Genomic DNA, 23,648 nt, shown 5'->3' on the forward strand with positions numbered 1-23,648 from the left:
ATATGTAGACGTCATTCACAAGGGGAGATGATCAGGTGGGCGGCGATCCGAGTCCCGAGGGTGTGGCGCGGCGGCTGCGGGAGGGGATGGCGCGCGGGGTGCTGTCCTTCCCGCTCACCGCGTTCCACGACGACGGCTCCCTCGATCCCGGCGGCTTGCGCGCCCATGTCGCCGGCCGGCTCGCCGCCGGGCCCGGCGCCGTCTTCCCGGCCTGCGGCACCGGGGAGTTCTTCTCGCTGGACGAGGAGGAGTACCGGACCGTCGTCGCCGTCACCGTCGAGGAGGCCGCCGGCCGGGTGCCGGTCGTGGCCGGGACCGGGTACGGCTGGGCGCAGGCCGCCCGGTTCGCGCGGATCGCCGAGGAGGCCGGCGCCGACGCCCTGCTCGTACTGCCGCACTACCTGGTCGACGCCCCGCAGGACGGCCTCGCCGCCCAGCTGGAGCGGCTCGCCGAACGCACCCGGCTGCCGCTGATCGCCTACCAGCGCGGCCAAGTCGCCTATTCCGCCGACGCGTTGAGGCAGATCGCGCGCATCCCGCACGTCATCGGCCTCAAGGACGGCCACAGCGACCTCGACCGGCTCCAGCGCCTCACCCTCGCCGCCCCCGACGGCTTCCTCTTCTTCAACGGCGCCGCCACCGCCGAGATCCAGGCCCGCGCCTACGCCACCGTCGGCGTCCCCGCCTACTCCTCCGCCGTGCACGCCTTCGCCCCCGAGATCGCCGGCGCCTTCTTCGCCGCCCTGCGGGACGCCGACCACGGGACCGCCGACAAGCTGCTGCGCGACTTCTACGTCCCGTTCGTGGAACTCCGCGACCGCGCCCCCGGATACGCCGTGTCCCTGGTGAAGGCGGCGGCCCGGCTGCGCGGGCAGCGCGTCGGACCCGTGCGCGCCCCGCTCACCGACCCCGCACCCGCCGACCTCGCCGACCTCAAGGCTCTGCTCGCCGCCGGACTCGACCTCGTAGGAGCCTCCCTGTGACCCGTGACCTGACCATCGCCGAGGTACGGCTGACGCCGATCCTGGTCGCCGACCCGCCGCTGCTCAACACCCAGGGCGTGCACCAGCCGTACACCCCGCGGTTGATCGTGGAGCTCGTCACCGCCGACGGGATCACCGGCCTCGGCGAGACCTACGGCGACACCAAGTACCTGGAACTGGCCCGTCCGCTGGCCGACCGGCTCACCGGGCGCTCGGTCATGGATGTGAACGGACTGTTCGCGATCGACCTCGGCGTGGACGAGTCCCGCGTCCAGGGCGAGGTGGACGCCGGCGGGCTGCGCGGGGTGCAGAGCGCCGACAAGCTGCGGCTGTCGGTGCTGTCCGCCTTCGAGGTCGCCTGCCTGGACGCCCAGGGCAAGGCGCTCGGGCTGCCCGTGCACGCGCTGCTCGGCGGCAGGCTGCGGGACACCGTGGAGTACAGCGCCTACCTGTTCTACAAGTGGGCCGACCACCCCGAGGGCGTGGCCCGCGAGCGGGACGACTGGGGTGCCGCGCTCGATCCGGCCGGGGTCGTGGAGCAGGCGCGGAAGTTCAAGGAGCGGCACGGGTTCACGTCCTTCAAGCTCAAGGGCGGTGTCTTCCCGCCCGACGAGGAGATCGCGGCCGTACGGGCCCTCGCCGAGGCCTTCCCCGGGCATCCGCTGCGCCTCGACCCCAACGGCGCCTGGTCGGTGGAGACCTCGCTGAAGGTGGCGAAGGAACTCGGGGACGTCCTGGAGTACCTGGAGGACCCGACGCTGGGCACGCCGGCGATGGCCGAGGTGTCGGCGGGAACAGACGTCCCGCTCGCCACCAACATGTGCGTGACCACCTTCGGGGAGATCAAGGAGGCCTTCACGCGGGATGCCGTGCAGGTCGTGCTCTCCGACCACCACTACTGGGGCGGACTGCGCAACACCCAGCGGCTCGCCGCGATCTGCGCCGCCTTCGGGGTCGGGGTGTCGATGCACTCCAACACCCATCTGGGGATCAGCCTCGCCGCGATGACCCAGGTCGCGGCCACCGTCCCCGGACTTCACCACGCGTGCGACTCGCACTATCCCTGGCAGGCAGAGGACGTCCTGACCGAGCGGCTCACCTTCCGCGGCGGGAAGGCCGAGGTCTCCGACGCCCCCGGTCTCGGGGTCGAGCTCGACCGGGACGAACTGGCCCGGCTGCACCGGCGGTGGGCCGACGACGACGGCTCGCTGCGCGACCGCGACGACGCGGCCGCGATGCGGGTGGCCGAACCGGGCTGGCGGCAACCGGTGATGCCCCGCTGGTAACCCCCTGCGCGACGGGCTGATTGGTGCACACTGGCCAGATCCGCACCACGCCAGGGAGCGCACCGTGAGCCCGTCGCACACGATCACCGGAGAGGAACCGGAGCACCTCACCCAGGCCGCGCGCCGCCGGGCCCAGGTCGACCCGCTCGCCGCGCTGCGCCGGCCCGGCGACCCGCCCTGGGACGTCCATCTGACGGGCACGGTCTTCCTCGACATCATCTTCACCGGTCTGGACTCGGCGCCCGTGCGCGGCACCGAGTCCTGGGCCCGGGGCATGGGGTCCAGCCCCGGCGGGGTCGCCAACATGGCCACGGCCCTGGCCCGGCTCGGTCTGAGGACCTCCCTGGCGGCGGCCTTCGGGGACGACCACTACGGCGAGTACTGCTGGGACGCGCTCGCACAGGGCGAGGGCATCGATCTGTCGGCCTCGCGGACCGTGCCCGGCTGGCACTCGCCGGTGACGGTGTCCATGGCGTACGAGGGCGAGCGGACGATGGTGTCCCACGGGCACGAGCCGCCGCCGGAAGCCGTGCTCATCCAGGAGGGGGCCCGGGCCTGCCCGCCCCGCGCGCGTGCCGCCGTGGCCTCACTGACGCCGGGTACGCGCGCGCCGTGGATCGCGCAGGCCGCGCGGAACGGGACCCGGATCTTCGCCGACGTCGGCTGGGACGACACCGGGGCGTGGGATCTCGCCGGACTCACCGATCTGGAGCACTGCGAGGCGTTCCTGCCGAACGCGGAGGAGGCGAAGCGGTACACGGGCACCGACTGTCCGCGGCTGGCCGCGCACGCCCTGACCGAGCATGTGCCGGTGGCCGTGGTGACCCTGGGGGCGGAGGGGGCGTACGCCGTGGACCGGCGGACGGGGGAGGCGGCGGAGGTGCCGGCCATCGCCGTGGAGGCGCTGGACCCGACGGGGGCGGGGGACGTGTTCGTCGCCGGGTTCGTGACGGGGTCGCTGGCGGGGTGGCCGCTGGCGGACCGGCTGGCCTTCGCCGGGCTCACGGCGGCGCTGTCGGTGCAGGAGTTCGGGGGGTCGCTGTCGGCGCCGGGGTGGTCGGAGATCGGGGCGTGGTGGCGGCGGGTGCAGTCGGTGCCGGGGCAGGACCCCGCGGCGCTTCGCAGGTACGGCTTCCTGGACGCGCTGGTTCCGGAGGAACTGGACCGGCCGTGGCCGTTGCGCCGTGCCGTGCCCACCATCGGGTTCCGCCGGTCCAGCTGACGATCAGCGGCCGACCGGCTGAGAAGCGGCCCGGTGAAAAGTCCTACGGGCTTGTCTGTGCACCGTCGTACTCTGGAAGCGCGAGGCCGCCCTCAGCTACGCGGCCGTGATGAGGAGGAACCGCAGGCCTTCAGAGCCGGCCCATGACACAGACACCCACAGCTCACACCACCCCCGCGCAGGAGCAGGCGAGAGCGCAGTTCACCGTCCCCGCCCAGCACCCCATGGTGACCGTGCTGGGTTCCGGCGACTCCCTCCTGCGTGTGATCGAGAAGGCCTTCCCGGGGGCCGACATACATGTCCGGGGCAACGAGATCAGCGCGGTCGGCGACCCGGCCGACGTCGCTCTGATCTCGCGCGTGTTCGACGAGATGATGCTGGTGCTCCGCACCGGGCAGCCGATGACGGAGGACGCAGTGGAACGCTCGATCGCCATGCTCAAGGCGAGCGAGAACGGGACGAGCGACGGCCCCGAGACCCCGGCTCAGGTGCTGACGCAGAACATCCTGTCCTCGCGAGGCCGGACGATCCGCCCGAAGACCCTCAACCAGAAGCGGTACGTCGACGCGATAGACAAGCACACCATCGTGTTCGGCATCGGGCCCGCCGGTACCGGCAAGACCTACCTGGCCATGGCCAAGGCCGTGCAGGCCCTGCAGTCCAAGCAGGTCAACCGGATCATCCTCACCCGGCCGGCGGTGGAGGCGGGGGAGCGGCTCGGGTTCCTGCCGGGCACGCTCTACGAGAAGATCGACCCCTATCTGCGCCCGCTGTACGACGCGCTGCACGACATGCTCGACCCGGACTCCATCCCGCGGCTGATGGCGGCGGGGACGATCGAGGTCGCGCCGCTCGCGTACATGCGTGGCCGCACGCTCAACGACGCCTTCATCATCCTGGACGAGGCCCAGAACACGAGCCCCGAGCAGATGAAGATGTTCCTCACCCGCCTCGGTTTCGACTCGAAGATCGTGATCACCGGTGACGTGACGCAGGTCGACCTGCCGAACGGCACCAAGAGCGGTCTGCGGCAGGTGCAGGAGATCCTGGAGGGCGTCGAGGACGTCCACTTCTCCCGGCTGTCGTCCCACGATGTCGTACGGCACAAGCTGGTGGGCCGTATCGTCGACGCGTACGAGTTGTACGACAGCAAGTACGGCACCGAGAACGGCACCCACAAGGGCGGCCGCGGCAAGTCCGGTGCCAAGGGCTCCAAGGGGAAGTAGACCAGCACGACCATGTCGATCGACGTCAACAACGAGTCCGGTACCGAGGTCGACGAGCAGGCGATCCTCGACATCGCCCGCTACGCGCTCGCGCGGATGCGCATCCACCCGCTGTCCGAGCTCTCGGTGATCGTCGTGGACGCCGACGCCATGGAGCAGCTGCACATCCAGTGGATGGATCTGCCGGGTCCCACCGATGTCATGTCGTTCCCGATGGACGAGCTCCGGCCGCCGTCCAAGGACGACGAGGAGCCGCCGCAGGGGCTGCTCGGCGACATCGTGCTGTGCCCGGAGGTCGCCGCCAAGCAGGGCGCGGAAGCCGCGACGCAGCACTCCATGGACGAGGAGCTCCAGCTGCTCACCGTCCACGGGGTGCTGCACCTGCTCGGCTACGACCACGAGGAGCCGGACGAGAAGGCGGAGATGTTCGGGCTCCAGGCCGCCATCGTGGACGGCTGGCGGGCCGAGCGCGGGCTGACCGGGCCGTCCCCGGCGCCGACCGTCTCGTAAGCGGGCCGTATGTCTCCGCAGATCGTGGTCGGCGCGATCGCGCTGGTCGTCGTCGCCTGGCTCGCCGCCTGTGCGGAGGCGGGCCTCGCCCGGATGTCCAGTTTCCGCGCCGAGGAGGCCGTCAAGTCCGGCCGCCGCGGCAGCGCGAAGCTGGCCCAGGTCGCCGCGGACCCCACCCGCTATCTGAACGTGGCCCTGCTGGTCCGCGTCGCCTGCGAGATGGCGGCCGCGACCCTGGTGACCTACGCGTGCCTGGAGGCGTTCAGCGCCACCTGGCAGGCCCTGCTGGTCGCCATCGGGGTCATGGTCCTGGTGTCGTACGTCGCCGTGGGGGTGTCCCCGCGGACCATCGGCCGCCAGCACCCCCTCAACACCTCGACCGTGGCGGCGTACGTGCTGCTGCCGCTGGCCCGGATCATGGGGCCGATCCCCTCCCTGCTCATCCTCATCGGTAACGCCCTCACCCCGGGCAAGGGCTTCCGGCGCGGCCCGTTCGCCTCCGAGGCCGAGCTGCGCGCGCTGGTCGACCTCGCCGAGAAGGAGTCGCTGATCGAGGACGAGGAGCGCCGCATGGTGCACTCGGTCTTCGAACTGGGCGACACGCTCGTCCGCGAGGTCATGGTGCCGCGCACCGACCTGGTCACCATCGAGCGCTTCAAGACCATCCGGCAGGCCCTCACCCTGGCCCTGCGCTCCGGGTTCTCCCGGATCCCGGTCACGGGTGAGAGCGAGGACGACATCGTCGGGATCGTGTATCTGAAGGACCTGGTCCGCAAGACGCACATCAGCCGGGAGGCGGAGAGCGACCTGGTCTCCACCGCCATGCGGCCCGCCGCCTTCGTGCCGGACACCAAGAACGCCGGTGACCTGCTGCGCGAGATGCAGAAGGAACGCAACCACGTGGCCGTCGTCATCGACGAGTACGGCGGCACCGCCGGCATCGTCACCATCGAGGACATCCTCGAGGAGATCGTCGGCGAGATCACCGACGAGTACGACCGCGAACTCCCGCCCGTCGTCGAACTCGGCGACGACCGTTACCGGGTCACCGCCCGCCTGGACATCACCGACCTCGGCGAGCTGTACGGCCTGGAGGAGTACGACGACGAGGACGTGGAGACCGTCGGCGGACTGCTCGCCAAGGCCCTCGGCCGGGTGCCCATCGCGGGCGCGTCCGCCGAGGTCGAGCTGCCCGACGAGCGCCGGCTGAAGCTGACCGCGGAGGCCGCGGCCGGCCGCCGGAACAAGATCGTGACGGTCCTGGTGGAACCCGTCCCCGTGCCGGCCGCCGAGGAGGCGCAACCCGAGTGACGCCCGAGGAACTGCGCGCCTTCTGTCTGTCCTTCGACGCCACCGAGGAGGACTTCCCGTTCAACCCGGACACCTCGGTCTTCAAGGTGCTGGGCAAGCTGTTCGCCCTGACGAACCTGGGTGCGCGGCCCCTGACGGTCAACCTCAAGTGCGATCCGGAGGACGCGGTCCGGCTGCGCGCCGAGCACGAGGGGCTGATCGTCCCCGGGTACCACATGAACAAACGGCACTGGAACACCGTGACGGTGGACGGCGGGCTGCCCGAGCGGCTGGTGAAAGAGCTGATCGAGGACTCGTACGACCTTGTCGTCGCGGGGCTGCCGAGGGCGGAGCGGCTGCGGCTGGACCGGCCGTAGGAGCCGTGCATCCGTGGCCGTGACCCCGTACGCCGCGCGCGGCCGTGTGGTGTGCACGGCCGCGCGGAGCGGGATCGTTCAGGCCCTGGACCGACGCCCGCGCAGGCCCAGTCCGACCAGGACGGCGGCGGCGAGGACGATCGCGGCGTCCAGGGCGAGGACCGTGTGGACGCCGGTCAGCAGGTCGCCGGAGGTGGTGGCCAGGACGCCCAGCAGCGGGATGCCGACCGTGATGCCGACCTGCTGGGTGGAGGTCACCAGACCGGTGGCCAGGCCCTGCTCCTGGTCCGGGACACCGGAGGTGACGGTCAGGCCGTACGAGATGATCGCGCCCAGGTGGAACATGCTGGCCACGGAGACGGCCGCCGTGGCGAGCCAGACCGACCAGACGTGGGAGTTCAGCAGGAGCAGCGTCGCGATCAGCGCGCCCTGGCCGGTCAGCGAGCCGACCAGGGTGCGGCGGGCGCCGACGCGGCCGATCACCTTCGGGGCGAGGGTGCCGGCGATGGCCGACAGCACGCCCTGGACGCCGAAGACCAGGCCGGTCTCGAAGGCCGACAGGCGCAGGATCTCCTGGAGGTACAGGGTCAGGACGAAGATGACGGTGGACATCATCGAGAAGGTGACCAGGCCGCCCAGGTTCCCCCAGGCCACCGTGCGGCGGCGCAGCATCGGCAGGGAGACGAGCGGGGCGGCCGTACGGGACTCGACGACCGTGAACGCGGTCAGCAGGAGCACGCCGGCGATCAGGCCCGTGACGACGTCGGCGCGGCCGAAGCCGTGGTCGGCGGCCGTGGACAGGGCGTAGATCAGGGACAGCAGGCCGGTGGTGACGGTGACCGCGCCGGGCACGTCCAGGCGCGGACGCTCCGGGGTGCGCGACTCCGGCAGCAGGCCCGGGGCCAGCGGCAGCACGATCAGCGCGGACACGGTGAGCAGGGCCATCGTGGAGCGCCAGCCGAGCGCGTCGGTCAGCATCCCGCCGGCGACCATGCCGACCGTGTAGCCCAGCGACATCACCGTGCCGGCGATACCGAGGGCGCGGTCGCGCGCCGGGCCCTCCGGGAACGTGGTGGTCAGCAGGGACATGGCCGTCGGGACGATCGCCGCCGCGCCGAGGCCCTGCAGCGCCCGTCCGGCCAGGAAGGACGCCGGGTCCCAGGCCAGGGTGGCCAGCAGCGAGGCCGCGCCGAACAGGGCGAGGCCGGTGAGGAACAGCTTCCGGCGGCCGTACAGGTCGCCGATGCGGCCGAAGAGGAGCAGGAAGCCGCCGGAGGGGAGCGCGAACGCGGTGACCGCCCATTGCAGGGCCGAGCGGCTCATGCCGAGGTCGGTGCCGAGTTCGGGAAGGGCCACGTTCAGGACGGAGAAGTCCAGCGCGACCATGAACTGGGCGGCGCACAGGACGAACAGGACGAGCTTGTCACGCGTCGACAACCGGGGTGGCCGGGGGGTGTCGAGCGGTGTGCCCGTGGAGGTGGTGGTCTGGGTGGTGGTGTCGATCGCCATGGCAAGAGCTTCGGGCGAGCGGAATACCGGTGGGGAGTCGGAACTTATGGTGGTGGTGGCACCACCAGACACGACGGGGACCAGCCCGACGGGGGAGGAGCGGTACGTGCCTGCTGCTGAGGCGATGAGGAGTGAACGGCGCAACGAGCTGCGTGAGTTCCTGATGAGCCGGCGGGCCCGGGTCAGCCCCGAGGAGGCCGGGCTGCCCGTGGGCGGCGGCCGGCGCCGTACGCCCGGACTGCGCCGGGAGGAGGTCGCGGTGCTCGCCGGTGTGGGCGCCTCCTGGTACCAGTGGCTGGAGCAGGGGCGGGAGATCTCCGTCTCCCCGCAGGTGCTCGACGCGGTCGCCCGGGTGCTGCGGCTGAGCGACGCCGAGCGCCGGCATCTGTACCTGCTGGCCGGGATGAACCCGCCGGCGCCCGAAGTCGCCCCGGAGAAGCGGGACATGTGCGACGGGCTGCGGCGGCTGATCGACACCTGGATGCCGTATCCGGCGCACATCATGGACGTGTACTACAACTGCGTGATGTACAACGACGCGGCCGCGATCGTGCTCGGCATGCGGCCGGACATCACGCAGAACTGTCTCGTCGACTTCTTCGTCGACCCGCTGTACCGGTCGCGCAGCCACAGCTGGGAGCAGAACGCGCGGACGGTCGTGGCGCAGTTCCGGGCGGCGTGTGCGGCGCGGCCGGACGACGAGGGGTTCCGGGCGGTGCTCGCCGAGGTGAGCGAGGCCAGCGCCGAGTTCCGGGCGATGTGGGCCGAGCGGGACATCGAGGACCAGGGGCAGATCCGCAAGGAGCTGGAGCATCCGCTGGTCGGGCTGCTGGTGGTGGAGTCGACGGTGATGAAGGTGCCGGTCCGGCCCGATCTGATGATCGTGCTGCACACTCCGCTGGACGAGGCGAACACCGCGGCGAAGCTGGAGTGGCTGGCCTCTCCCGAGGGGCGGCGGGGCGCGATGTACCCCGTGGCGGGGTGAACACGCCCGGCCTTCGTATGCTCTGGGCATGACCGAGAGCAACGCGCTTGACCCCGAGGACCGCAAGATCGTGACCCTGGCCCGTTCCGCGCGGGCCCGCAACGGTGTGCCGGAGGGGGCGGCCGTACGGGACGAGACCGGGCGCACCTATGTCGCCGGGTCGGTCGCGCTGCCCTCGCTGCGGCTGAGCGCGCTGCGGACGGCCGTCGCCATGGCGGTGGCGTCCGGTGCGACATCGCTGGAGGCGGCGGCTGTGGTGAGTGAGGCGGAGTCCGTGCCGGGCGAGGACCTGGCCGCGGTCGCCGACCTCGGGGGTGCGGGGACGCCGGTGTTGCTGGCCGGGGTCGACGGTGTGGTGCGGGTGACCGTTTCCGCCGGCTGACGCACCGAAGGACCGGCCGAACGAAAGGTCGGCCGGAATTCAACCTTGTCGTCGTCCTGCACTCGCGCATCAATGGAGCCGTACGTTTCCGACGGGCCGTCAGATCCGCACCGCCGACGCAGTGTGCCGTACCTCCTGCGCAGGCCTCCCGCCCGTCGGTGTCCCCCCACATCGCACTCCCCACAGGGAAGGGAAGCGGATCCCCATGAGAGGCAAGCGCACGGCAATGGGTGCGGCACTGGCCGCCGGGGCCCTCGCGGTCACCGGTCTCGCCTTCGCGCCCTCCGCGGCCGCCGTCACCCCACAGTCGGCGACCATCACCGCGAGCTGCGGCATCTTCGGCGGCGGAGCGGCCACGCTCACCGCCACCCAGAGCGGCACCTCGGCCACCATCACCCTCACCTCCTCCGCGATCACCGCGCCGGTCGCGGTCGCGCAGGACTCCATCTCCTCCACCCTCACCCTGGCCAAGGCCGGCGGCGGATCAGTGGTGTTCAGCGGGACCAAGAACCCCGCCATGAACACCGGCGACGCCGTCAGCGTCGGCCCGCTCCCCGGCACCGTCGCCTCCGGTGACAGCCTGGACGCCTACGGCGGCTCGCTGAAGATGGTGATCTTCGGGGTCACCGTGACCTGTACGGCGAACGGTCCGCAGGCGCCCGGCCCCTTCGTCTTCGACTGACTGAACTGAGCGTTGTGTTCCGGATGCCGCAGAAACTGATGATCCGTCAGATTTCTGCGGCATCTCCATTGACTTCTCACCCCGGCTCCACATCAATGCCCCCTGTCGGCGCAGATGAGCCGCTGCGCCCGCAACCCTCAGGAGGGGGCCCCATGGGTTCGACACCCCCAAGACCACGAAGATCCCGACGGTGGCGCTGGGCGTCCCTGTTCGGGGCGACCGCGCTCGCGGTCACCGCGGGCGGCGCGCTGGCCTGTCCGGCCGGTGCCGCCGGCACGAACGTGGACTTCGCCACGCACTGCATCCCGCCCGCCGTCGCGGGCATCCCGCCGATCGACGGCACCACGACCGCCAACGTGTCGGTGGACAACGCCACCCCCAAGGTCGGCGACACCGTCACCGTCACGTACACGGTGGTCACCGCCGCCGCCAGTAACCCCACCGACCTCGCCCTGCCCGCCGACATCATGACCCCGACCGGGAAGGTGACCCTCGGCGGCGCCCAGACGGGGGACGTGACCGTCGCCGGGCCGAAGAAGAACCCGCCGGTGCCGGGGAAGGCCGCCTTCCCGTCCTTCTCCATGACCGGCACGTTCACCGTCACCAAGGCCGGGCAGATCACCCTCTCGCCCGGCGACTACAACATCCACACCAGCTACGTCCTCGAGCTGGACACCCCCTGCACGGTCACCAACCCGCCCGCACCGGTGTCGCAGACCGTCACGGCGACCGACGGGACCCCGGCCAACACCCGGGCCATCTCGCTGAGTTCGGCCTCGGGTGACCCGGGCGCCGGTGTTACCGTCACCGGCAGCAACTTCACGCCGGGCGCCACCGTGACCCTGGCCGGGCGGTCCGGGGCCACCCAGACCGCGGACACCGCCACGGTCACGGCCGACGCGCAGGGTTCCTTCAGCGGTTCCCTCGTCGTCAAGGACAAGGCGACGACCGGGATCGTGGCCTACGAGGGCGCCTCCTGGAGCGCGGACAAGGGCGCCGGCCCCGCGGCCTACGCCGTCAACGACAACTCGCCCGTCCCGCCGGGGAGTCAGAAGCTGACGACCACCGTCAAGGCGGGCACGCTGTCCATGTCCCAGGCCGGGGACTCCGTCGCACTGTCGGCGGTCGACTTCGGCAAGGGCGGGGCCTCGGCCGGCAAGCTCCAGACCGTGACCGTGCAGGACTTCCGCGGCGGGCCCGCGGGCTGGTCCCTGACCGGCAAGGTCACCGACTTCACCGGTCCCGGCGGCAAGATCGACGCCGGGAAGCTGAGCTGGACGCCCGCGTGCGCGACCAAGGCGGGCAGCCCCAGCACCTGCAAGGTCGGCTCGGCGGGCGCCGTGGGCTCCTCGGGGGCGACCCTGGCACAGACCCCCGACGGCACGCTCACCGGCGGTCAGTTCACCGTCGACGCCGGACTCTCCCTGGACGTACCGGCGTTCACGCCTCCGGGCGCGTACTCCGGCGTGCTCACGCTGACGCTCAGCTGAGCGTGCGGGCGTCCGCACCCGCCCGTTCCTTCGTCACTCCTCCGCGGGGGTCCGCACCCATGCGCAAGCTGTACGTCCTCCTCCTGGGCCTGATGCTGGCATGGCAGGCCACGCCCGCCCACGCCGCCGACAACGGCAGCTGGTCCGTCTACCCGGTCGCCTCGAAGATCGCCGCGCGGCCCTACTTCTACCTCTCAGCCGACCCCGGCCAGACCCTCACCGACCAGGTCGCCGTCCAGAACAGGACCGGCGGGCCGCTCACCTTCCGCCTCTACGCGGCCGACGCCTACAACACCGCCCGGGACGGCGGTTTCGCCGTACGCACGCTGACGGAGCGGATGCTCGGGGTGGGCGCCTGGGCGAAGCCCGCGAGGTCGCGGATCACCGTACCGGGACACGGGACCGTCACCGTGCCGTTCACGCTGCACGTCCCGGACGGGGCCGAGCCCGGTGACCACCCCGGCGCGATCGTCGCCCTCGACGAGCGGGTCGACCCCGGCAGCGGCTCCTTGGCCCTCGGGGTGCAGCGGGCCGTCGGCGCCCGCGTCTACCTCCGGGTGAGCGGGCCCACGCTGCCCGCGCTCTCCGTCGGGCAGCTGCACATCAGCCACCACCAGCCCCTGATCCCGGGGCTCGGCACCGGCACGGCGACCGTCTCCTACACCCTGCACAACACCGGGAACGTCACCCTCGACCCGAAGGTGGAGCTGAAGGCACGCGGGCTGTTCGGCCGTACGCTGCTCGACCGCGAGCTGACCCGGGTGCCGTCCGAGCTGCTGCCGGGACAGCGGGTCCGGCTCACCGAGACCTGGTCCGGCGCTCCCCAACTCGACCGGGCCGACGTGACCTTGACCGCGAGCGCGCCCGGCACCCGGCAGTCGGCGAGCGCCTCCTTCCTCGCGCTGCCGTGGCTGGTCGCGGCGCTGGTGTTCGCCGCGGGCGCGGCGGTCGGGATGCTGCTGGTCAGAGCGCGTCGGGGCCGCGTTCGCCGGTCCGCACGCGTACGACCGTCTCCACGGGTACGGCCCACACCTTCCCGTCCCCGATCTTCCCCGTCTGCGCGGCCCTGACGATCGCGTCGATCACGGGGTCGGCGTCGGCGTCCTCCACGACGACCTCGATGCGCACCTTCGGCACCAGGTCGACGCGGTACTCGGCGCCCCGGTACACCTCGGTGTGGCCGCGCTGACGGCCGTAGCCGCTCGCCTCGGTCACGGTCAGACCGTGCACCCCCAGCTCCTGCAGGGCGGTCTTGACCGCGTCCAGACGGTACGGCTTGACGATCGCGGTGATGAGCTTCATGCCTGGGTGTCGACCTTCTGCGTGCTGGTGCCGGTGAGGACGGAGTGGGTTACCGGGGCGCCGTGGCCCAGGACCCCGTGATCGTAGGCCGTCTCGGCGTGCACCGTAAGGTCCAGGCCGGTGTGCTCCTGTTCCTCGCTCGCGCGCAGGCCCATCGCCCTGTCGAGCAGTTTGCCGAGGCCGTACGTCACCGCGAAGGCGTAGCCGGCCACGACCACCACGGCGAGCAGCTGCCTGCCGAGCGGGGCGAGTCCGCCGCCGTAGAACAGTCCCTCCGCGGCGCCGGTCATCGCCTTCTCGGCGAACAGGCCGATCAGCAGGGTGCCGATGATGCCGCCGACCAGGTGGACGCCGACGACGTCCAGGGAGTCGTCGTAGTTCAGTCTGAACTTCCAGCTGACCGCGTAGGAGCAGACGACACCGGCGGCGAGGCCGACGATCAGCGCGCCGAGCAGGGAGACCGTGCCGCAGGAGGGCGTGATCGCGACGAGACCGGCCACCGCGCCGGAGGCGGCGCCGAGGGTGGTGGGATGTCCGTCCCGCTTCTGTTCGACGAAGAGCCAGCCGAGCAGGCCGGTGCAGCCGGCGGCGAGGGTGTTGAGGAAGGCCGCCGCGGCGAGGCCGTTCGCGCCGAGCGCGGAGCCCGCGTTGAAGCCGAACCAGCCGAACCAGAGCAGACCGGCGCCGAGGATCACCATGGGCAGGTTGTGCGGGCGCATGGCGTCCTTCTTGAAGCCCAGCCGGGGCCCGAGGACCAGGCACAGGGCGAGACCGGAGGCGCCGGAGGTGATCTCGACGGGCAGACCGCCCGCGAAGTCGAGCGCGCCGAGCCTGCCGGCGATCCAGCCGCCGGGGCCCCACACCCAGTGGGTGACCGGAACGTATACGAGCAGGGTCCACACCGGGACGAAGACCAGCCACGCCGAGAATTTCGTACGGTCGGCGACCGCGCCGCTGATCAGGGCGGCCGTGATGATCGCGAAGGTGAGCTGGAAGGTGGCGAACAGGGCGGTGGGGACGGTGCCGTGCACGCTGCCCGGGGTGATGTGCGCCATGCCGGCGTGGTGGAGCCCGCCGATGAGCCCGCCGAACGCGTCGTCGCCGAAGGCGAGGGAGTAGCCGGCCACCAGCCAGACCACCGTGACCAGGGCGATCGACACGAAGCTCATCATCAGCATGTTGAGGACGCTCTTCGTGCGGACCATGCCGCCGTAGAACAGGGCCAGGCCCGGGGTCATCAGCAGGACGAGGGCGGTCGCGGCGAGCAGCCAGGCGGTGTCGCCGGTGTCGACGTGCGCGGCGGCGAGGGTCACGGGCGTCTCCAACGGGTCTGCGGGCTCGTCAGAGGGTCACCGGTGCGCGTTTCCGGTTGCGTACGGGTGTGTTTCCGTGACGTTTCGTTGCGTGCGGGTTTCCGGAACCTCACCGGGAGGGGCGGTGCGCACCGCTGGTACGGCGGGGTCCTGTGGATCAGGGACAATGAACGCCATGAGCGTTCGTACCCCGTCATCCGAAGAGCCGGCCGAGACCGTCCACCGCGCCGGCTTCGCCTGCTTCGTGGGCCGTCCCAACGCGGGCAAGTCCACCCTCACGAACGCTCTGGTCGGGCAGAAGGTGGCGATCACCGCGAACCAGCCGCAGACCACGCGGCACACGGTACGGGGGATCGTGCACCGGCCCGACGCCCAGCTGATCCTGGTGGACACCCCGGGGCTCCACAAGCCGCGCACGCTGCTCGGCGAGCGCCTGAACGACGTGGTCCGTACGACCTGGGCCGAGGTCGACGTGATCGGCTTCTGCCTGCCGGCGAACGAGAAGATCGGACCCGGTGACCGCTTCATCGCCAAGGAGCTGGCCGGGATCAGGAAGACCCCGAAGGTCGCGATCGTCACCAAGACGGACCTGGTCGACTCCAAGACCCTCGCCGAGCAGCTGATCGCCATCGACCAGCTGGGCAAGGACCTGGGCATCGAGTGGGCGGAGATCGTGCCGGTGTCGGCGGTCGGCGCCAAGCAGGTGGATCTCCTGGCCGACCTCCTCATCCCCCTCCTCCCCGAGGGCCCGGCCCTCTACCCCGAGGGCGACCTCACGGACGAGCCCGAGCAGGTCATGATCGCGGAACTCATCCGCGAGGCGGCGCTGGAGGGCGTCCGCGACGAACTGCCGCACTCCATCGCCGTGGTCGTGGAGGAGATGCTCCCGCGTGAGGACCGCCCCGCGGACCGTCCCCTGCTGGACATCCACGCCAACGTCTACATCGAGCGCCCCAGCCAGAAGGGCATCATCATCGGCCCCAAGGGCAAGCGCCTGAAGGAGGTCGGCATCAAGTCCCGCAAGCACATCGAGGCACTCCTCGGGACACCGGTCTTCCTGGACCTGCATGTGAAGGTGGCGAAGGACTGGCAGCGCGACCCGAAGCAGCTGCGCAGGCTCGGGTTCTAACCGACGGCACCCCGCGGGGTCATGTCCTGCAGCCCCACCACCCGCAGCAACTGCAGCCGCTCGTACGACTCCGTGCCCGGGCGGGCCGTGTGGAGGATGAGGTGGTGGCGGTGGTCGTCGGTCAGGAGGACCTCGCAGTCGAGTTCGAGGAGGCCGACCACCGGGTGCCGGAAACGCTTCGTCGTGCTGCGTCGTACCGCCACCTCGTGCTGCTCCCAGAGGCGGGCGAACTCCTCGCTGCCGGCGCGGAGTTCGGCCACCAGGGCGGCCGGCTCGGGGTCGTCGGGGCGGGCGGCGGCCACCGCGCGCAGGTTCGCCACGTGCTGGCGGGCGTGGTCCGGCACGTCCTCCGGTGGGAAGAGGTCGCGCCCCGCGGGGTCCAGGAAGAAGCGGCGGACCAGGTTGCGTGCGCGCGGCGGGCGGGCCAGCGCGTCGCCTGAGAGAGCCCTGGACATCGCGTTCTGCGCCAGAACCTCCCCGCAGTCCGTCACCACCAGCGCCGGCGCGTCGTGCAGCCGGTCCAGGACCAGCAGCAGCCCGGGCCGGACGTGGGTGGAGACCGCCTCCCGGCGGGGCGGCTCCTCGCCCGCCAGGTGGAAGAGGTGGTCCCGCTCGTCGTCGGTCAGGCGCAGCGCCCGGGCCAGTGCCGTGAGCATCTGCCGGGACGGGCGCGGGCCCCGGCACTGTTCCAGCCGGGTGTAGTAGTCGGCCGACATGCCGGCCAGCGACGCCACCTCCTCCCGCCGCAGGCCCGGGGTACGGCGGCGGGCGCCGGGCGGGAGGCCCACGTCGGCCGGGTCCAGGCGGGCACGGCCACGGCGCAGGAAGTCGGCGAGTTCGGCTCGGTTCACCTCTTCAGGGTGGGGCAGCGCGCAGGAGTTATCCAGGGAGTGCCGGTCCCCTGATCGGGAGGTCTCTCCCAGCCGGCGCGACACGGTCCGACAGTGGTGGCACCAGGTCGAGAGGAGCAGAAGATGCTGACATTGGTGACGGGCACCACGGGACAGGTCGGCCGGCGCTTCGTGCCGAGGCTGCTGGCGCAGCTGCAGCCCGGCGAGCAGGTACGGGTCCTGGTGCGGGACGCGCCGCGCGGCGAGGCCTTCGCGGAGCTGGGCGCCCAGGTCGCGGTCGGCGATCTGCGGGACGACGAGACGCTCGGCAAGGCGCTCGCCGGGGTGGACGCGGTCGTGAACATCGCGGCGTCCTTCCGCGGGGTGCCGGACGAGGAGGCGTGGGCCGTCAACCGGGACGCGGCCGTGTCGCTGGGCCGCGCCGCACTCGCCTCGGGCGTGCGGCGCTTCGTGCAGGTCAGCACGGGGCTGGTGTACGGCGTCGGGCGGGGGCGCCCGCTGACCGAGGACGACGAGACCCGGCCCGGCGGCGCGATGTGGGGCGCCTATCCCGAGGCCAAGGCGGCGGCCGAACGGGAACTGCTCGCGCTGGAGGGCATGGAGGTCCGGGTGGCCCGGCTGCCCTTCGTCTACGGCGAGGGCGACCCGCACCTCGCCCAGTCCCTGCGCTGGGCCGCGCACTGGGCGTCCACCCAGCGGCTGCACATGGGCCACCACGCCGACGTCGCCCAGGGACTGCTGCGCCTGCTGTACGCACCGGCGGTGAGCGGCCCGGTCTACAACATCGCCGACGACGCCCCCGTCACGGCGGTCGAACTGCACCAGCTCAACGGCGTCGAGCCGCCCGCCGACCTGCACACCCGGACCGACCCCGACCCGTGGCTGGGGATCATGTCCACGCAGAGGATCCGCCGGGACCTCGGATTCCGGCCCCTCCACCCGAGTGTCTGGGCCGCCCGCGACGCCGGAGCCCTCTGAGCCTCCGGTCGGCCCGGGCCGCCTAGTCGACTCCCCTGATCCGCCCCACCAGCACCGCCCCCGCCAGCCCGATCACCGCCGCCACCAGGTACAGCACCCGGTAGCCGCCCAGGTAGGTCACGATCGGCGCGGCCAGCGCGGGGGCGGCCACCTGGGGCAGGGCGTTGGCCACGTTGATGACACCCAGGTCCTTGCCCCGGTCCAGCGCCCTCGGCAGGACGTCCGTCATCAGCGCGAAGTCGACCGAGGTGAACACGCCGAAGCCGACGCCCAGGACGGCCGCCGCCACGACCGCGCCGGGCCAGGTCTGCCAGCCGGCCAGGGCCGCCGTCGCCACCGCCATCAGCACGCCCGACCAGACGACGAACGGCTTGCGCCGGCCCACCCGGTCCGACCAGAGGCCGCCCGCCACGACCGTCGCCATCAGCGTCAGGCTGTTGACCGCCGTCAGCACGAGCACGCCCTGGTCCGGGTCGGGGCGGTGCAGCCGGTCGCGGAGGTAGTACAGCAGGTACAGCAGCACCAGCGCATTGCTGAGGTTGATCAGGAACCGGGTGAGCCAGGCCCAGCCGAGGTCGGGATACCGGCGCGGGCTCAGCCAGAAACCCGCGACGAAGCTTCGCCAGGCCCACGGCGGGCGGTCCTCCGGCGGCAGCCGCAGGTCGTCGTAGCGCAGCACGTACGGCAGCACCCCCACCACCGTGAACACCGCGCACGCCGCATACCCGGCCCCGGTCCCGCCCGCCACGGTCGCAAGTCCCGTGCCGCCGACCACGCCCAGGATCTGCGCCGCCCCCAGCCAGCCGCCCACCGCGCCCCGCTGGAGCCGGGGCACCCGGTCCGGCACGGCCGCCGTCACCGCCGCGAACGCCGCGTTCAGCGTGAGCTGCACCAGGCACCAGCCCATGGCCATGGACCACACCCCGCCCGCCCGCGCGAGCAGCAGCAGGGACAGCGCCCCGCCCGCCGCCCCGGCCACGATCCACGGCGTACGGCGGCCCGGGCGGGCGGTCGTACGGTCGGACAGGGCGCCGAAGAGCGGGTTGGCGAGCAGGGAGACCACCGCGCCGACCCCGGTCACCCAGGCCAGCATGGTCTCCTTGGACATCCCGGAGCCGGGCGCGAAGTCCTTCGCCTGGGAGGCGAGCAGGATCTGCAACGGGCCGAACCAGCCGACCCAGATCGCCCCGTTGGCCAGCGAGAGCGCCGCCGTCCAGCCCCGGCCGACCGGTTCGACGGGCTCGGCCAGGGCTGCCGAGGCGCTGACGGTGGTCATCTCCGCGCCGTCATCTCTGCGCCCGGAGCACGTCCCGGAACCAGTGGTAGGAGGCCTTGGGCGTGCGCTTCAGCGTCTCGTAATCGACGTGCACCAGGCCGAAGCGGCGCCGATAGCCCTCGGCCCACTCGAAGTTGTCCATCAGGGACCACACGAAGTAGCCGCGCACGTCCACACCGGCCTCCATGGCGGTGTGCAGGGCGCGGATGTGGGCGTCCAGGTAGGCGATGCGGTCCTGGTCGTCGAGGCCGTCGTAGGAGCAGCCGTTCTCGGTGATGACGATCGGCGGGAGCTTGTCGCCGTAGGTCTCGCCGAAGCCGCACAGCAGCTCGGTGAGGCCCTCCGGGACGACCGGCCAGCCGAAGTCGGTCACCGGGCGGCCCTCGATCTCCCGGACGGAGAAGGGCAGTTCGGCGGGGAGTGACAGACCGCCGTACTCGCTGTCGGCGCCGCCGGGTGCCCCCACCCGGGTCGGCGCGTAGTAGTTGATCCCGTACCAGTCGACCGGTTCGGCGATGACCTTCAGGTCCGCCGCCACGTCCCCCGGCATCAACTCGCCCATGCCGTCCGGGTATTCGCCGAGGATGACCGGCTCCGCGAACAGGCGGTTGAGCAGGACGTCGTAGAAGCCGGCCGCCTCCACGTCCGCCGGTGCGGCGGAGGCGGGCCAGGTGGGGCCGTGGGAGTTGGCGATGCCGATGTCCGTCGCCCCGGCGGCGCGCAGCGCCCGCACCGCGAGTCCGTGGGCGAGGAGCTGGTGGTGGGCGACCGGGAGCGCGTCGAAGAGGAGCTTCCTGCCGGGGGCGTGGGCGCCGAGGGCGTGGCCCAGGAGGGTGTGCTCGGCGGGCTCGTTGAGGGTGATCCACTGGGTGACGCGGTCGCCGAGCCGTTCGGCCACCACGCAGACGTACTCGGCGAACCGTTCCGCCGTGTCCCGCTCCAGCCAGTCCAGCCAGGCGGGCAGGTCCCAGTGGAAGAGGGTGGGCACGGGCCGTACGCCCGCCGCGCACAGCTCGTCCACCAGGCGGTCGTAGAAGTCCAGGCCGCCGGGGGAGTTGACGCGGGGCCAGGAGACGGAGAAGCGGTACGCGTCCACGCCGAGGCCGGCGAGGAGGGCCACGTCCTCCTGGTGGCGGTGGTAGTGGTCGCAGGCGACCGCCGCCGTCGAAGCGTCCTTCACCCGCCCCGGTTCGGCCGTGAACACGTCCCACACGGATTGCTCGCGCTCCTCGGCCGCCCCCTCGATCTGGTGGGCCGAGGTCGAGACACCCCACAGGAAGCCGTCCGGGAAACGGGGTAGCGGGGGCGTCGCGCCGCCTGCGTCAGTCGCCATGCCCGGATCATCCTTACCCCGGGTAACGTAAGTCAACGCCCCGGCGGGAACCGGCGCTCACGCCCCTTCGTTCAGCACCCGGGACACCAACTCCCGGATCTCCTCGGTGAGTCGGGGATCGGCCGCGTAGACCGTGCGGTCGTCCACCGTGATCTCGTACCGGAAGCCGTCCGGGACGCCGGCCGGCGGGGTGCCCCGGCCGGACGCGAGGACGCGCTCGGCCAGGGCGTGCCACGTGGGGGCGTCGGGCCGGCCCGAGGTGTCCACCTCGGCCCGGCGCTCGATGCCCGCGAAGCCGCCCGTGCGCCGTACTCGAATCCGCATGGGCTCAGTGTCGCAGTGCTACAGCGTCCGCACCCCGACCTGTTCCCACGCCTTCTGCACGGCCTGGAGCTCGTCCCCGGCGCCGTACCGCTCCCGCGCCGCCTTCACCGTGAGCGTGGCGAAGTCGGCGAACTGCGCGCCCTGCTTCAGCCCGCCGCCGGTGAGCACGTCGTACCAGATCTGCCCGGCCTTCTCCCAGGCGTTGCCGCCGATGGCCGTGGCGACCAGGTAGAAGGCGTGGTTGGGGATGCCCGAGTTGATGTGCACGCCGCCGTTGTCGCGGCCGGTGCGGACATAGTGGTCCATGGTCGCCGGCTGCGGGTCCTTGCCGAGGTTCGGGTCGTCGTACGCCGTGCCCGGGGCCTTCATCGAGCGCAGCGCGGTGCCGTGGACGTGCGGGGCGAGCAGGCCGGCGCCGATCAGCCAGTCGGCCTCGGCGGCGGTCTGGCCGAGGGTGTACTGCTTGATCAGCGAGCCGAAGACGTCCGAGACCGACTCGTTGAGCGCGCCGGACTGGCCGAAGTACTCCAGGTTCGCGGTGTGCTGGGTGACGCCGTGGGTCAGCTCGTGGCCGATGACGTCGACCGGGATGGTGAAGTCGAGGAAGATCTGGCCGTCGCCGTCGCCGAACACCATCTGCTCGCCGTTCCAGAAGGCGTTGTCGTAGTTCTGGTCGTAGTGGACGGTGGCGTCCAGCGGCAGCCCGTGGTCGTCGATGGAGTGCCGGCCGTACGCCTTCAGGTACAGCTCGAAGGTGGCGCCGAGGCCCGCGTAGGCGCGGTTGACGGTGGCGTCCGAGACCGGGTCGGAACCCTCCGCGCGGACCTGGGTGCCGGGCAGGTCCTGGGTGTGGTGGGCGTCGTAGATCGTGCGGTGCGGCTGGTCGGCGGCGGCACCCGCGGGCGCGGCGACGGACGGCGCACCGATGACCGTGGTCAGGCGGCGCTTGGTGCGCTGGTAGGCGTCGTGCTCCAGGGACCGGCGGGCCGGACCGGAGAGCGCGGCGTCCTCGGCCTGCGCGAGCTGGTCGAGGATGTGCGGCGGCACGATCGTGCAGAAGACGGGCTCGAAGCCCCCGTTGGTCGTCATGCCCCGCACCATCGCACTCCGTGATGTCTATGTCACTAGCTGCCACCATGATTGGTGAAATACCGGGACAGGGAACGCCACGCTCCGTGACGATGTGGTACGGCGCACTTTTTGTCCCTTTTGTGGCCCTGGTCCCGCATACTGGAACGCGTCCCCGCGCCCGGGGCGGCTCGGCTAGGCTGCGACGCATCATGCGTTTCGGGCTGCTTCTTCTTAGCTGCCGCGGCGAGGGCCTGTAGACACGAGGCCGACTCCCTCCCCGCGGAGCTTGGCGTTGCGTCGTCGGCCGTCCACCCGGACATCCGGAATCTCCGGACACCCTGAGGAGCCCACGCCACCATGGCCAACCGCCAGCAGCCCAGTTCCATGCCGATCCACAAGTACGGCCGCTACGAGCAGGTCGACATCCCGGACCGCACCTGGCCGGAGCAGCGCATCACCGTCGCCCCCCGCTGGCTCTCCACCGACCTGCGCGACGGCAACCAGGCCCTGATCGACCCGATGTCACCCGAGCGCAAGCGCCGGATGTTCGACCAGCTGGTGAAGATGGGCTACAAGGAGATCGAGGTCGGCTTCCCCGCCTCCGGCCAGACCGACTTCGACTTCGTGCGCTCGATCATCGAGGAAGAGGGCGCGATCCCCGACGACGTCACGATCTCCGTGCTGACCCAGGCCCGCGAGGACCTGATCGAGCGGACCGTGGAGTCCCTGAAGGGCGCCAAGCGGGCCACCGTCCACCTCTACAACGCGACGGCTCCCGTGTTCCGCCGGGTCGTCTTCCGCGGCTCCAAGGACGACATCAAGCAGATCGCCGTCGACGGCACCCGCCTGGTGATGGAGTACGCGGAGAAGCTGCTGGGCCCGGAGACCGAGTTCGGCTACCAGTACAGCCCCGAGATCTTCACCGACACCGAGCTGGACTTCGCGCTGGAGGTCTGCGAGGCGGTGATGGACGTCTACCAGCCGGGCCCGGGCCGCGAGATCATCCTCAACCTGCCCGCCACCGTGGAGCGTTCGACCCCGTCCACGCACGCGGACCGCTTCGAGTGGATGCACCGCAACCTCTCCCGCCGCGAGTACGTCTGCCTGTCCGTCCACCCGCACAACGACCGCGGTACGGCCGTGGCGGCGGCCGAGCTGGCGGTGATGGCCGGCGCCGACCGCGTCGAGGGCTGCCTGTTCGGGCAGGGCGAGCGCACCGGCAACGTCGACCTGGTCACCCTGGGCATGAACCTGTTCTCCCAGGGCGTCGACCCGCAGATCGACTTCTCCGACATCGACGAGATCCGTCGTACGTGGGAGTACTGCAACCAGATGGAGGTCCACCCGCGCCACCCGTACGTGGGCGACCTGGTCTACACGTCCTTCTCCGGCTCCCACCAGGACGCCATCAAGAAGGGCTTCGACGCCATGGAGGCCGAGGCGAAGGCCAAGGGCGTCACGGTCGACGACATCGAGTGGGCGGTGCCGTACCTGCCGATCGACCCCAAGGACGTCGGCCGCTCCTACGAGGCCGTCATCCGCGTCAACTCGCAGTCCGGCAAGGGCGGTATCTCCTACGTCCTGAAGAACGACCACAAGCTGGACCTGCCGCGCCGGATGCAGATCGAGTTCTCGAAGCTGATCCAGGCCAAGACGGACGCCGAGGGCGGCGAGATCACGCCGAAGGAGATCTGGGCGGTCTTCCAGGACGAGTACCTGCCGAACCCGGACAACCCCTGGGGCCGCATCCAGGTCCGGACGGGCCAGTCGACGACGGACACCGACGGGGTCGACACCCTGACGGTCGAGGCGACGGTGGACGGCGAGGACACGGTCCTGACCGGTACCGGCAACGGTCCGATCTCGGCCTTCTTCGACGCCCTGGAGTCCATCGGCATCGACGTACGCCTGCTGGACTACCAGGAGCACACGATGAGCGAGGGTGCCTCCGCGCAGGCCGCCTCCTACATCGAATGCGCGATCGACGGCAAGGTCCTGTGGGGGATCGGCATCGACGCGAACACGACGCGTGCGTCGCTGAAGGCGGTCGTCTCGGCCGTCAACCGCGCCGCCCGCTGACCGCTCTGACCGGGAGTTTCGGGGCCCCGGCCGCCGTATACGGCGGCCGG

The 23,648-nt window shown here is 71.5% G+C and carries 23 protein-coding genes; 15 read left to right on the forward strand and 8 right to left on the reverse strand.

The features are described from left to right. The first annotated feature begins 86 nt into the window (after positions 1 to 86). From ACWDEN_RS39185 to ACWDEN_RS39215, 7 genes are all read left to right on the forward strand, one after another. Positions 87 to 983 (forward strand): 5-dehydro-4-deoxyglucarate dehydratase, encoded by an 897-nt coding sequence (locus tag ACWDEN_RS39185; protein WP_450862724.1) that lies wholly within the window; start codon positions 87 to 89, stop codon positions 981 to 983. Further along, positions 980 to 2,269 carry a glucarate dehydratase family protein gene (locus ACWDEN_RS39190; RefSeq protein ID WP_351608538.1) on the forward strand — a complete coding sequence of 430 codons (1,290 nt, stop codon included), beginning with the start codon at positions 980 to 982 and terminating at the stop codon, positions 2,267 to 2,269. Before ACWDEN_RS39185 ends, ACWDEN_RS39190 begins: the two co-directional genes overlap by 4 nt. 64 nt (positions 2,270 to 2,333) lie before the next feature. Next, entirely contained in the window at positions 2,334 to 3,491 is a 1,158-nt protein-coding gene (locus ACWDEN_RS39195; RefSeq protein ID WP_351608540.1) for a carbohydrate kinase family protein, read from the forward strand. A gap of 143 nt (positions 3,492 to 3,634) precedes the next feature. Further along, positions 3,635 to 4,717, forward strand: a complete 1,083-nt coding sequence (locus tag ACWDEN_RS39200) for a PhoH family protein (protein WP_351608543.1) — start codon at positions 3,635 to 3,637, stop codon at positions 4,715 to 4,717. Between the two features lie 12 nt (positions 4,718 to 4,729). After that, positions 4,730 to 5,227, forward strand: a complete 498-nt coding sequence (gene ybeY, locus ACWDEN_RS39205; RefSeq protein WP_351608546.1) for an rRNA maturation RNase YbeY — start codon at positions 4,730 to 4,732, stop codon at positions 5,225 to 5,227. Positions 5,228 to 5,236: 9 nt separating this feature from the next. Next, a complete protein-coding gene (locus ACWDEN_RS39210) occupies positions 5,237 to 6,538 on the forward strand; it encodes a hemolysin family protein (protein WP_450862700.1) in 1,302 nt (433 codons plus the stop codon). Then, positions 6,535 to 6,894 (forward strand): MmcQ/YjbR family DNA-binding protein, encoded by a 360-nt coding sequence (locus ACWDEN_RS39215; protein WP_351608551.1) that lies wholly within the window; start codon positions 6,535 to 6,537, stop codon positions 6,892 to 6,894. The genes ACWDEN_RS39210 and ACWDEN_RS39215 overlap by 4 nt, the downstream gene beginning before the upstream one ends. Before the next feature lie 78 nt (positions 6,895 to 6,972). Here the strand turns inward: ACWDEN_RS39215 and ACWDEN_RS39220 are convergent, their stop codons facing one another. Then, the gene (locus ACWDEN_RS39220; RefSeq protein ID WP_450862702.1) at positions 6,973 to 8,403 is read right to left on the reverse strand and encodes an MFS transporter; all 1,431 of its coding nucleotides are present in this window, start codon (positions 8,401 to 8,403) and stop codon (positions 6,973 to 6,975) included. A 124-nt stretch (positions 8,404 to 8,527) separates the two neighbouring features. On the opposite strand from ACWDEN_RS39220, the gene ACWDEN_RS39225 reads away from it, so the two are divergent. The 5 genes from ACWDEN_RS39225 to ACWDEN_RS39245 all read left to right on the forward strand — a co-directional run bounded on the left by ACWDEN_RS39225 (position 8,528) and on the right by ACWDEN_RS39245 (position 13,012). Beyond that, positions 8,528 to 9,388 (forward strand): helix-turn-helix transcriptional regulator, encoded by an 861-nt coding sequence (locus ACWDEN_RS39225; protein ID WP_351608608.1) that lies wholly within the window; start codon positions 8,528 to 8,530, stop codon positions 9,386 to 9,388. A gap of 28 nt (positions 9,389 to 9,416) precedes the next feature. Further along, a complete protein-coding gene (locus ACWDEN_RS39230; protein WP_351608557.1) occupies positions 9,417 to 9,770 on the forward strand; it encodes a cytidine deaminase in 354 nt (117 codons plus the stop codon). A gap of 205 nt (positions 9,771 to 9,975) precedes the next feature. Then, positions 9,976 to 10,452 (forward strand): hypothetical protein, encoded by a 477-nt coding sequence (locus tag ACWDEN_RS39235; RefSeq protein WP_351608560.1) that lies wholly within the window; start codon positions 9,976 to 9,978, stop codon positions 10,450 to 10,452. 152 nt (positions 10,453 to 10,604) lie between these two features. Then, complete coding sequence (locus ACWDEN_RS39240) at positions 10,605 to 11,942, forward strand: beta-xylosidase (RefSeq protein WP_450862704.1); 1,338 nt, start codon at positions 10,605 to 10,607, stop codon at positions 11,940 to 11,942. Positions 11,943 to 12,001: 59 nt separating this feature from the next. Beyond that, entirely contained in the window at positions 12,002 to 13,012 is a 1,011-nt protein-coding gene (locus ACWDEN_RS39245) for a WxL protein peptidoglycan domain-containing protein (RefSeq protein ID WP_351608565.1), read from the forward strand. Here the strand turns inward: ACWDEN_RS39245 and ACWDEN_RS39250 are convergent. Together ACWDEN_RS39250 and ACWDEN_RS39255 are read right to left on the reverse strand one after the other, a co-directional pair. Then, positions 12,906 to 13,244, reverse strand: coding sequence for a P-II family nitrogen regulator (locus ACWDEN_RS39250; RefSeq protein ID WP_351608567.1), 339 nt, complete (start codon positions 13,242 to 13,244; stop codon positions 12,906 to 12,908). The genes ACWDEN_RS39245 and ACWDEN_RS39250 overlap by 107 nt on opposite strands. Beyond that, positions 13,241 to 14,557, reverse strand: a complete 1,317-nt coding sequence (locus tag ACWDEN_RS39255) for an ammonium transporter (protein ID WP_351608570.1) — start codon at positions 14,555 to 14,557, stop codon at positions 13,241 to 13,243. The genes ACWDEN_RS39250 and ACWDEN_RS39255 overlap by 4 nt, the downstream gene beginning before the upstream one ends. Positions 14,558 to 14,732: 175 nt before the next feature. Here ACWDEN_RS39255 and era point away from each other — a divergent pair, with 175 nt between their 5' ends. Beyond that, entirely contained in the window at positions 14,733 to 15,686 is a 954-nt protein-coding gene (gene era, locus ACWDEN_RS39260; protein ID WP_351608573.1) for a GTPase Era, read from the forward strand. On the opposite strand, the gene ACWDEN_RS39265 is transcribed toward era, so the two are convergent. Beyond that, positions 15,683 to 16,537: a helix-turn-helix transcriptional regulator gene (locus ACWDEN_RS39265; RefSeq protein ID WP_351608576.1), complete on the reverse strand. Its 855-nt coding sequence runs from the start codon at positions 16,535 to 16,537 to the stop codon at positions 15,683 to 15,685. The genes era and ACWDEN_RS39265 overlap by 4 nt on opposite strands. Positions 16,538 to 16,660: 123 nt before the next feature. Between ACWDEN_RS39265 and ACWDEN_RS39270 the strand changes: the two genes are divergently transcribed. Then, positions 16,661 to 17,515 carry an NAD-dependent epimerase/dehydratase family protein gene (locus ACWDEN_RS39270; RefSeq protein ID WP_450862708.1) on the forward strand — a complete coding sequence of 285 codons (855 nt, stop codon included), beginning with the start codon at positions 16,661 to 16,663 and terminating at the stop codon, positions 17,513 to 17,515. A gap of 22 nt (positions 17,516 to 17,537) precedes the next feature. Here the strand turns inward: ACWDEN_RS39270 and ACWDEN_RS39275 are convergent, their stop codons facing one another. Genes ACWDEN_RS39275 through ACWDEN_RS39290 form a run of 4 tightly spaced genes read right to left on the reverse strand, consistent with a single transcriptional unit; the run spans position 17,538 to position 21,537 of the window. Continuing rightward, positions 17,538 to 18,791: an MFS transporter gene (locus tag ACWDEN_RS39275; RefSeq protein WP_450862710.1), complete on the reverse strand. Its 1,254-nt coding sequence runs from the start codon at positions 18,789 to 18,791 to the stop codon at positions 17,538 to 17,540. 10 nt (positions 18,792 to 18,801) lie between these two features. Further along, the gene (locus tag ACWDEN_RS39280; protein ID WP_351608582.1) at positions 18,802 to 20,124 is read right to left on the reverse strand and encodes a GH1 family beta-glucosidase; all 1,323 of its coding nucleotides are present in this window, start codon (positions 20,122 to 20,124) and stop codon (positions 18,802 to 18,804) included. 57 nt (positions 20,125 to 20,181) lie between these two features. Further along, on the reverse strand, positions 20,182 to 20,448 hold the full coding sequence (locus ACWDEN_RS39285; RefSeq protein WP_450862712.1) for a protealysin inhibitor emfourin: 267 nt from the start codon (positions 20,446 to 20,448) through the stop codon (positions 20,182 to 20,184). A gap of 18 nt (positions 20,449 to 20,466) precedes the next feature. Then, positions 20,467 to 21,537, reverse strand: a complete 1,071-nt coding sequence (locus ACWDEN_RS39290; protein ID WP_450862714.1) for a M4 family metallopeptidase — start codon at positions 21,535 to 21,537, stop codon at positions 20,467 to 20,469. 339 nt (positions 21,538 to 21,876) lie between these two features. Between ACWDEN_RS39290 and leuA the strand changes: the two genes are divergently transcribed. Beyond that, positions 21,877 to 23,598: a 2-isopropylmalate synthase gene (gene leuA, locus ACWDEN_RS39295; RefSeq protein ID WP_351608590.1), complete on the forward strand. Its 1,722-nt coding sequence runs from the start codon at positions 21,877 to 21,879 to the stop codon at positions 23,596 to 23,598. Positions 23,599 to 23,648 lie beyond the last annotated feature (50 nt).

The organism is Streptomyces sp. NPDC001153, assembly GCF_053598315.1.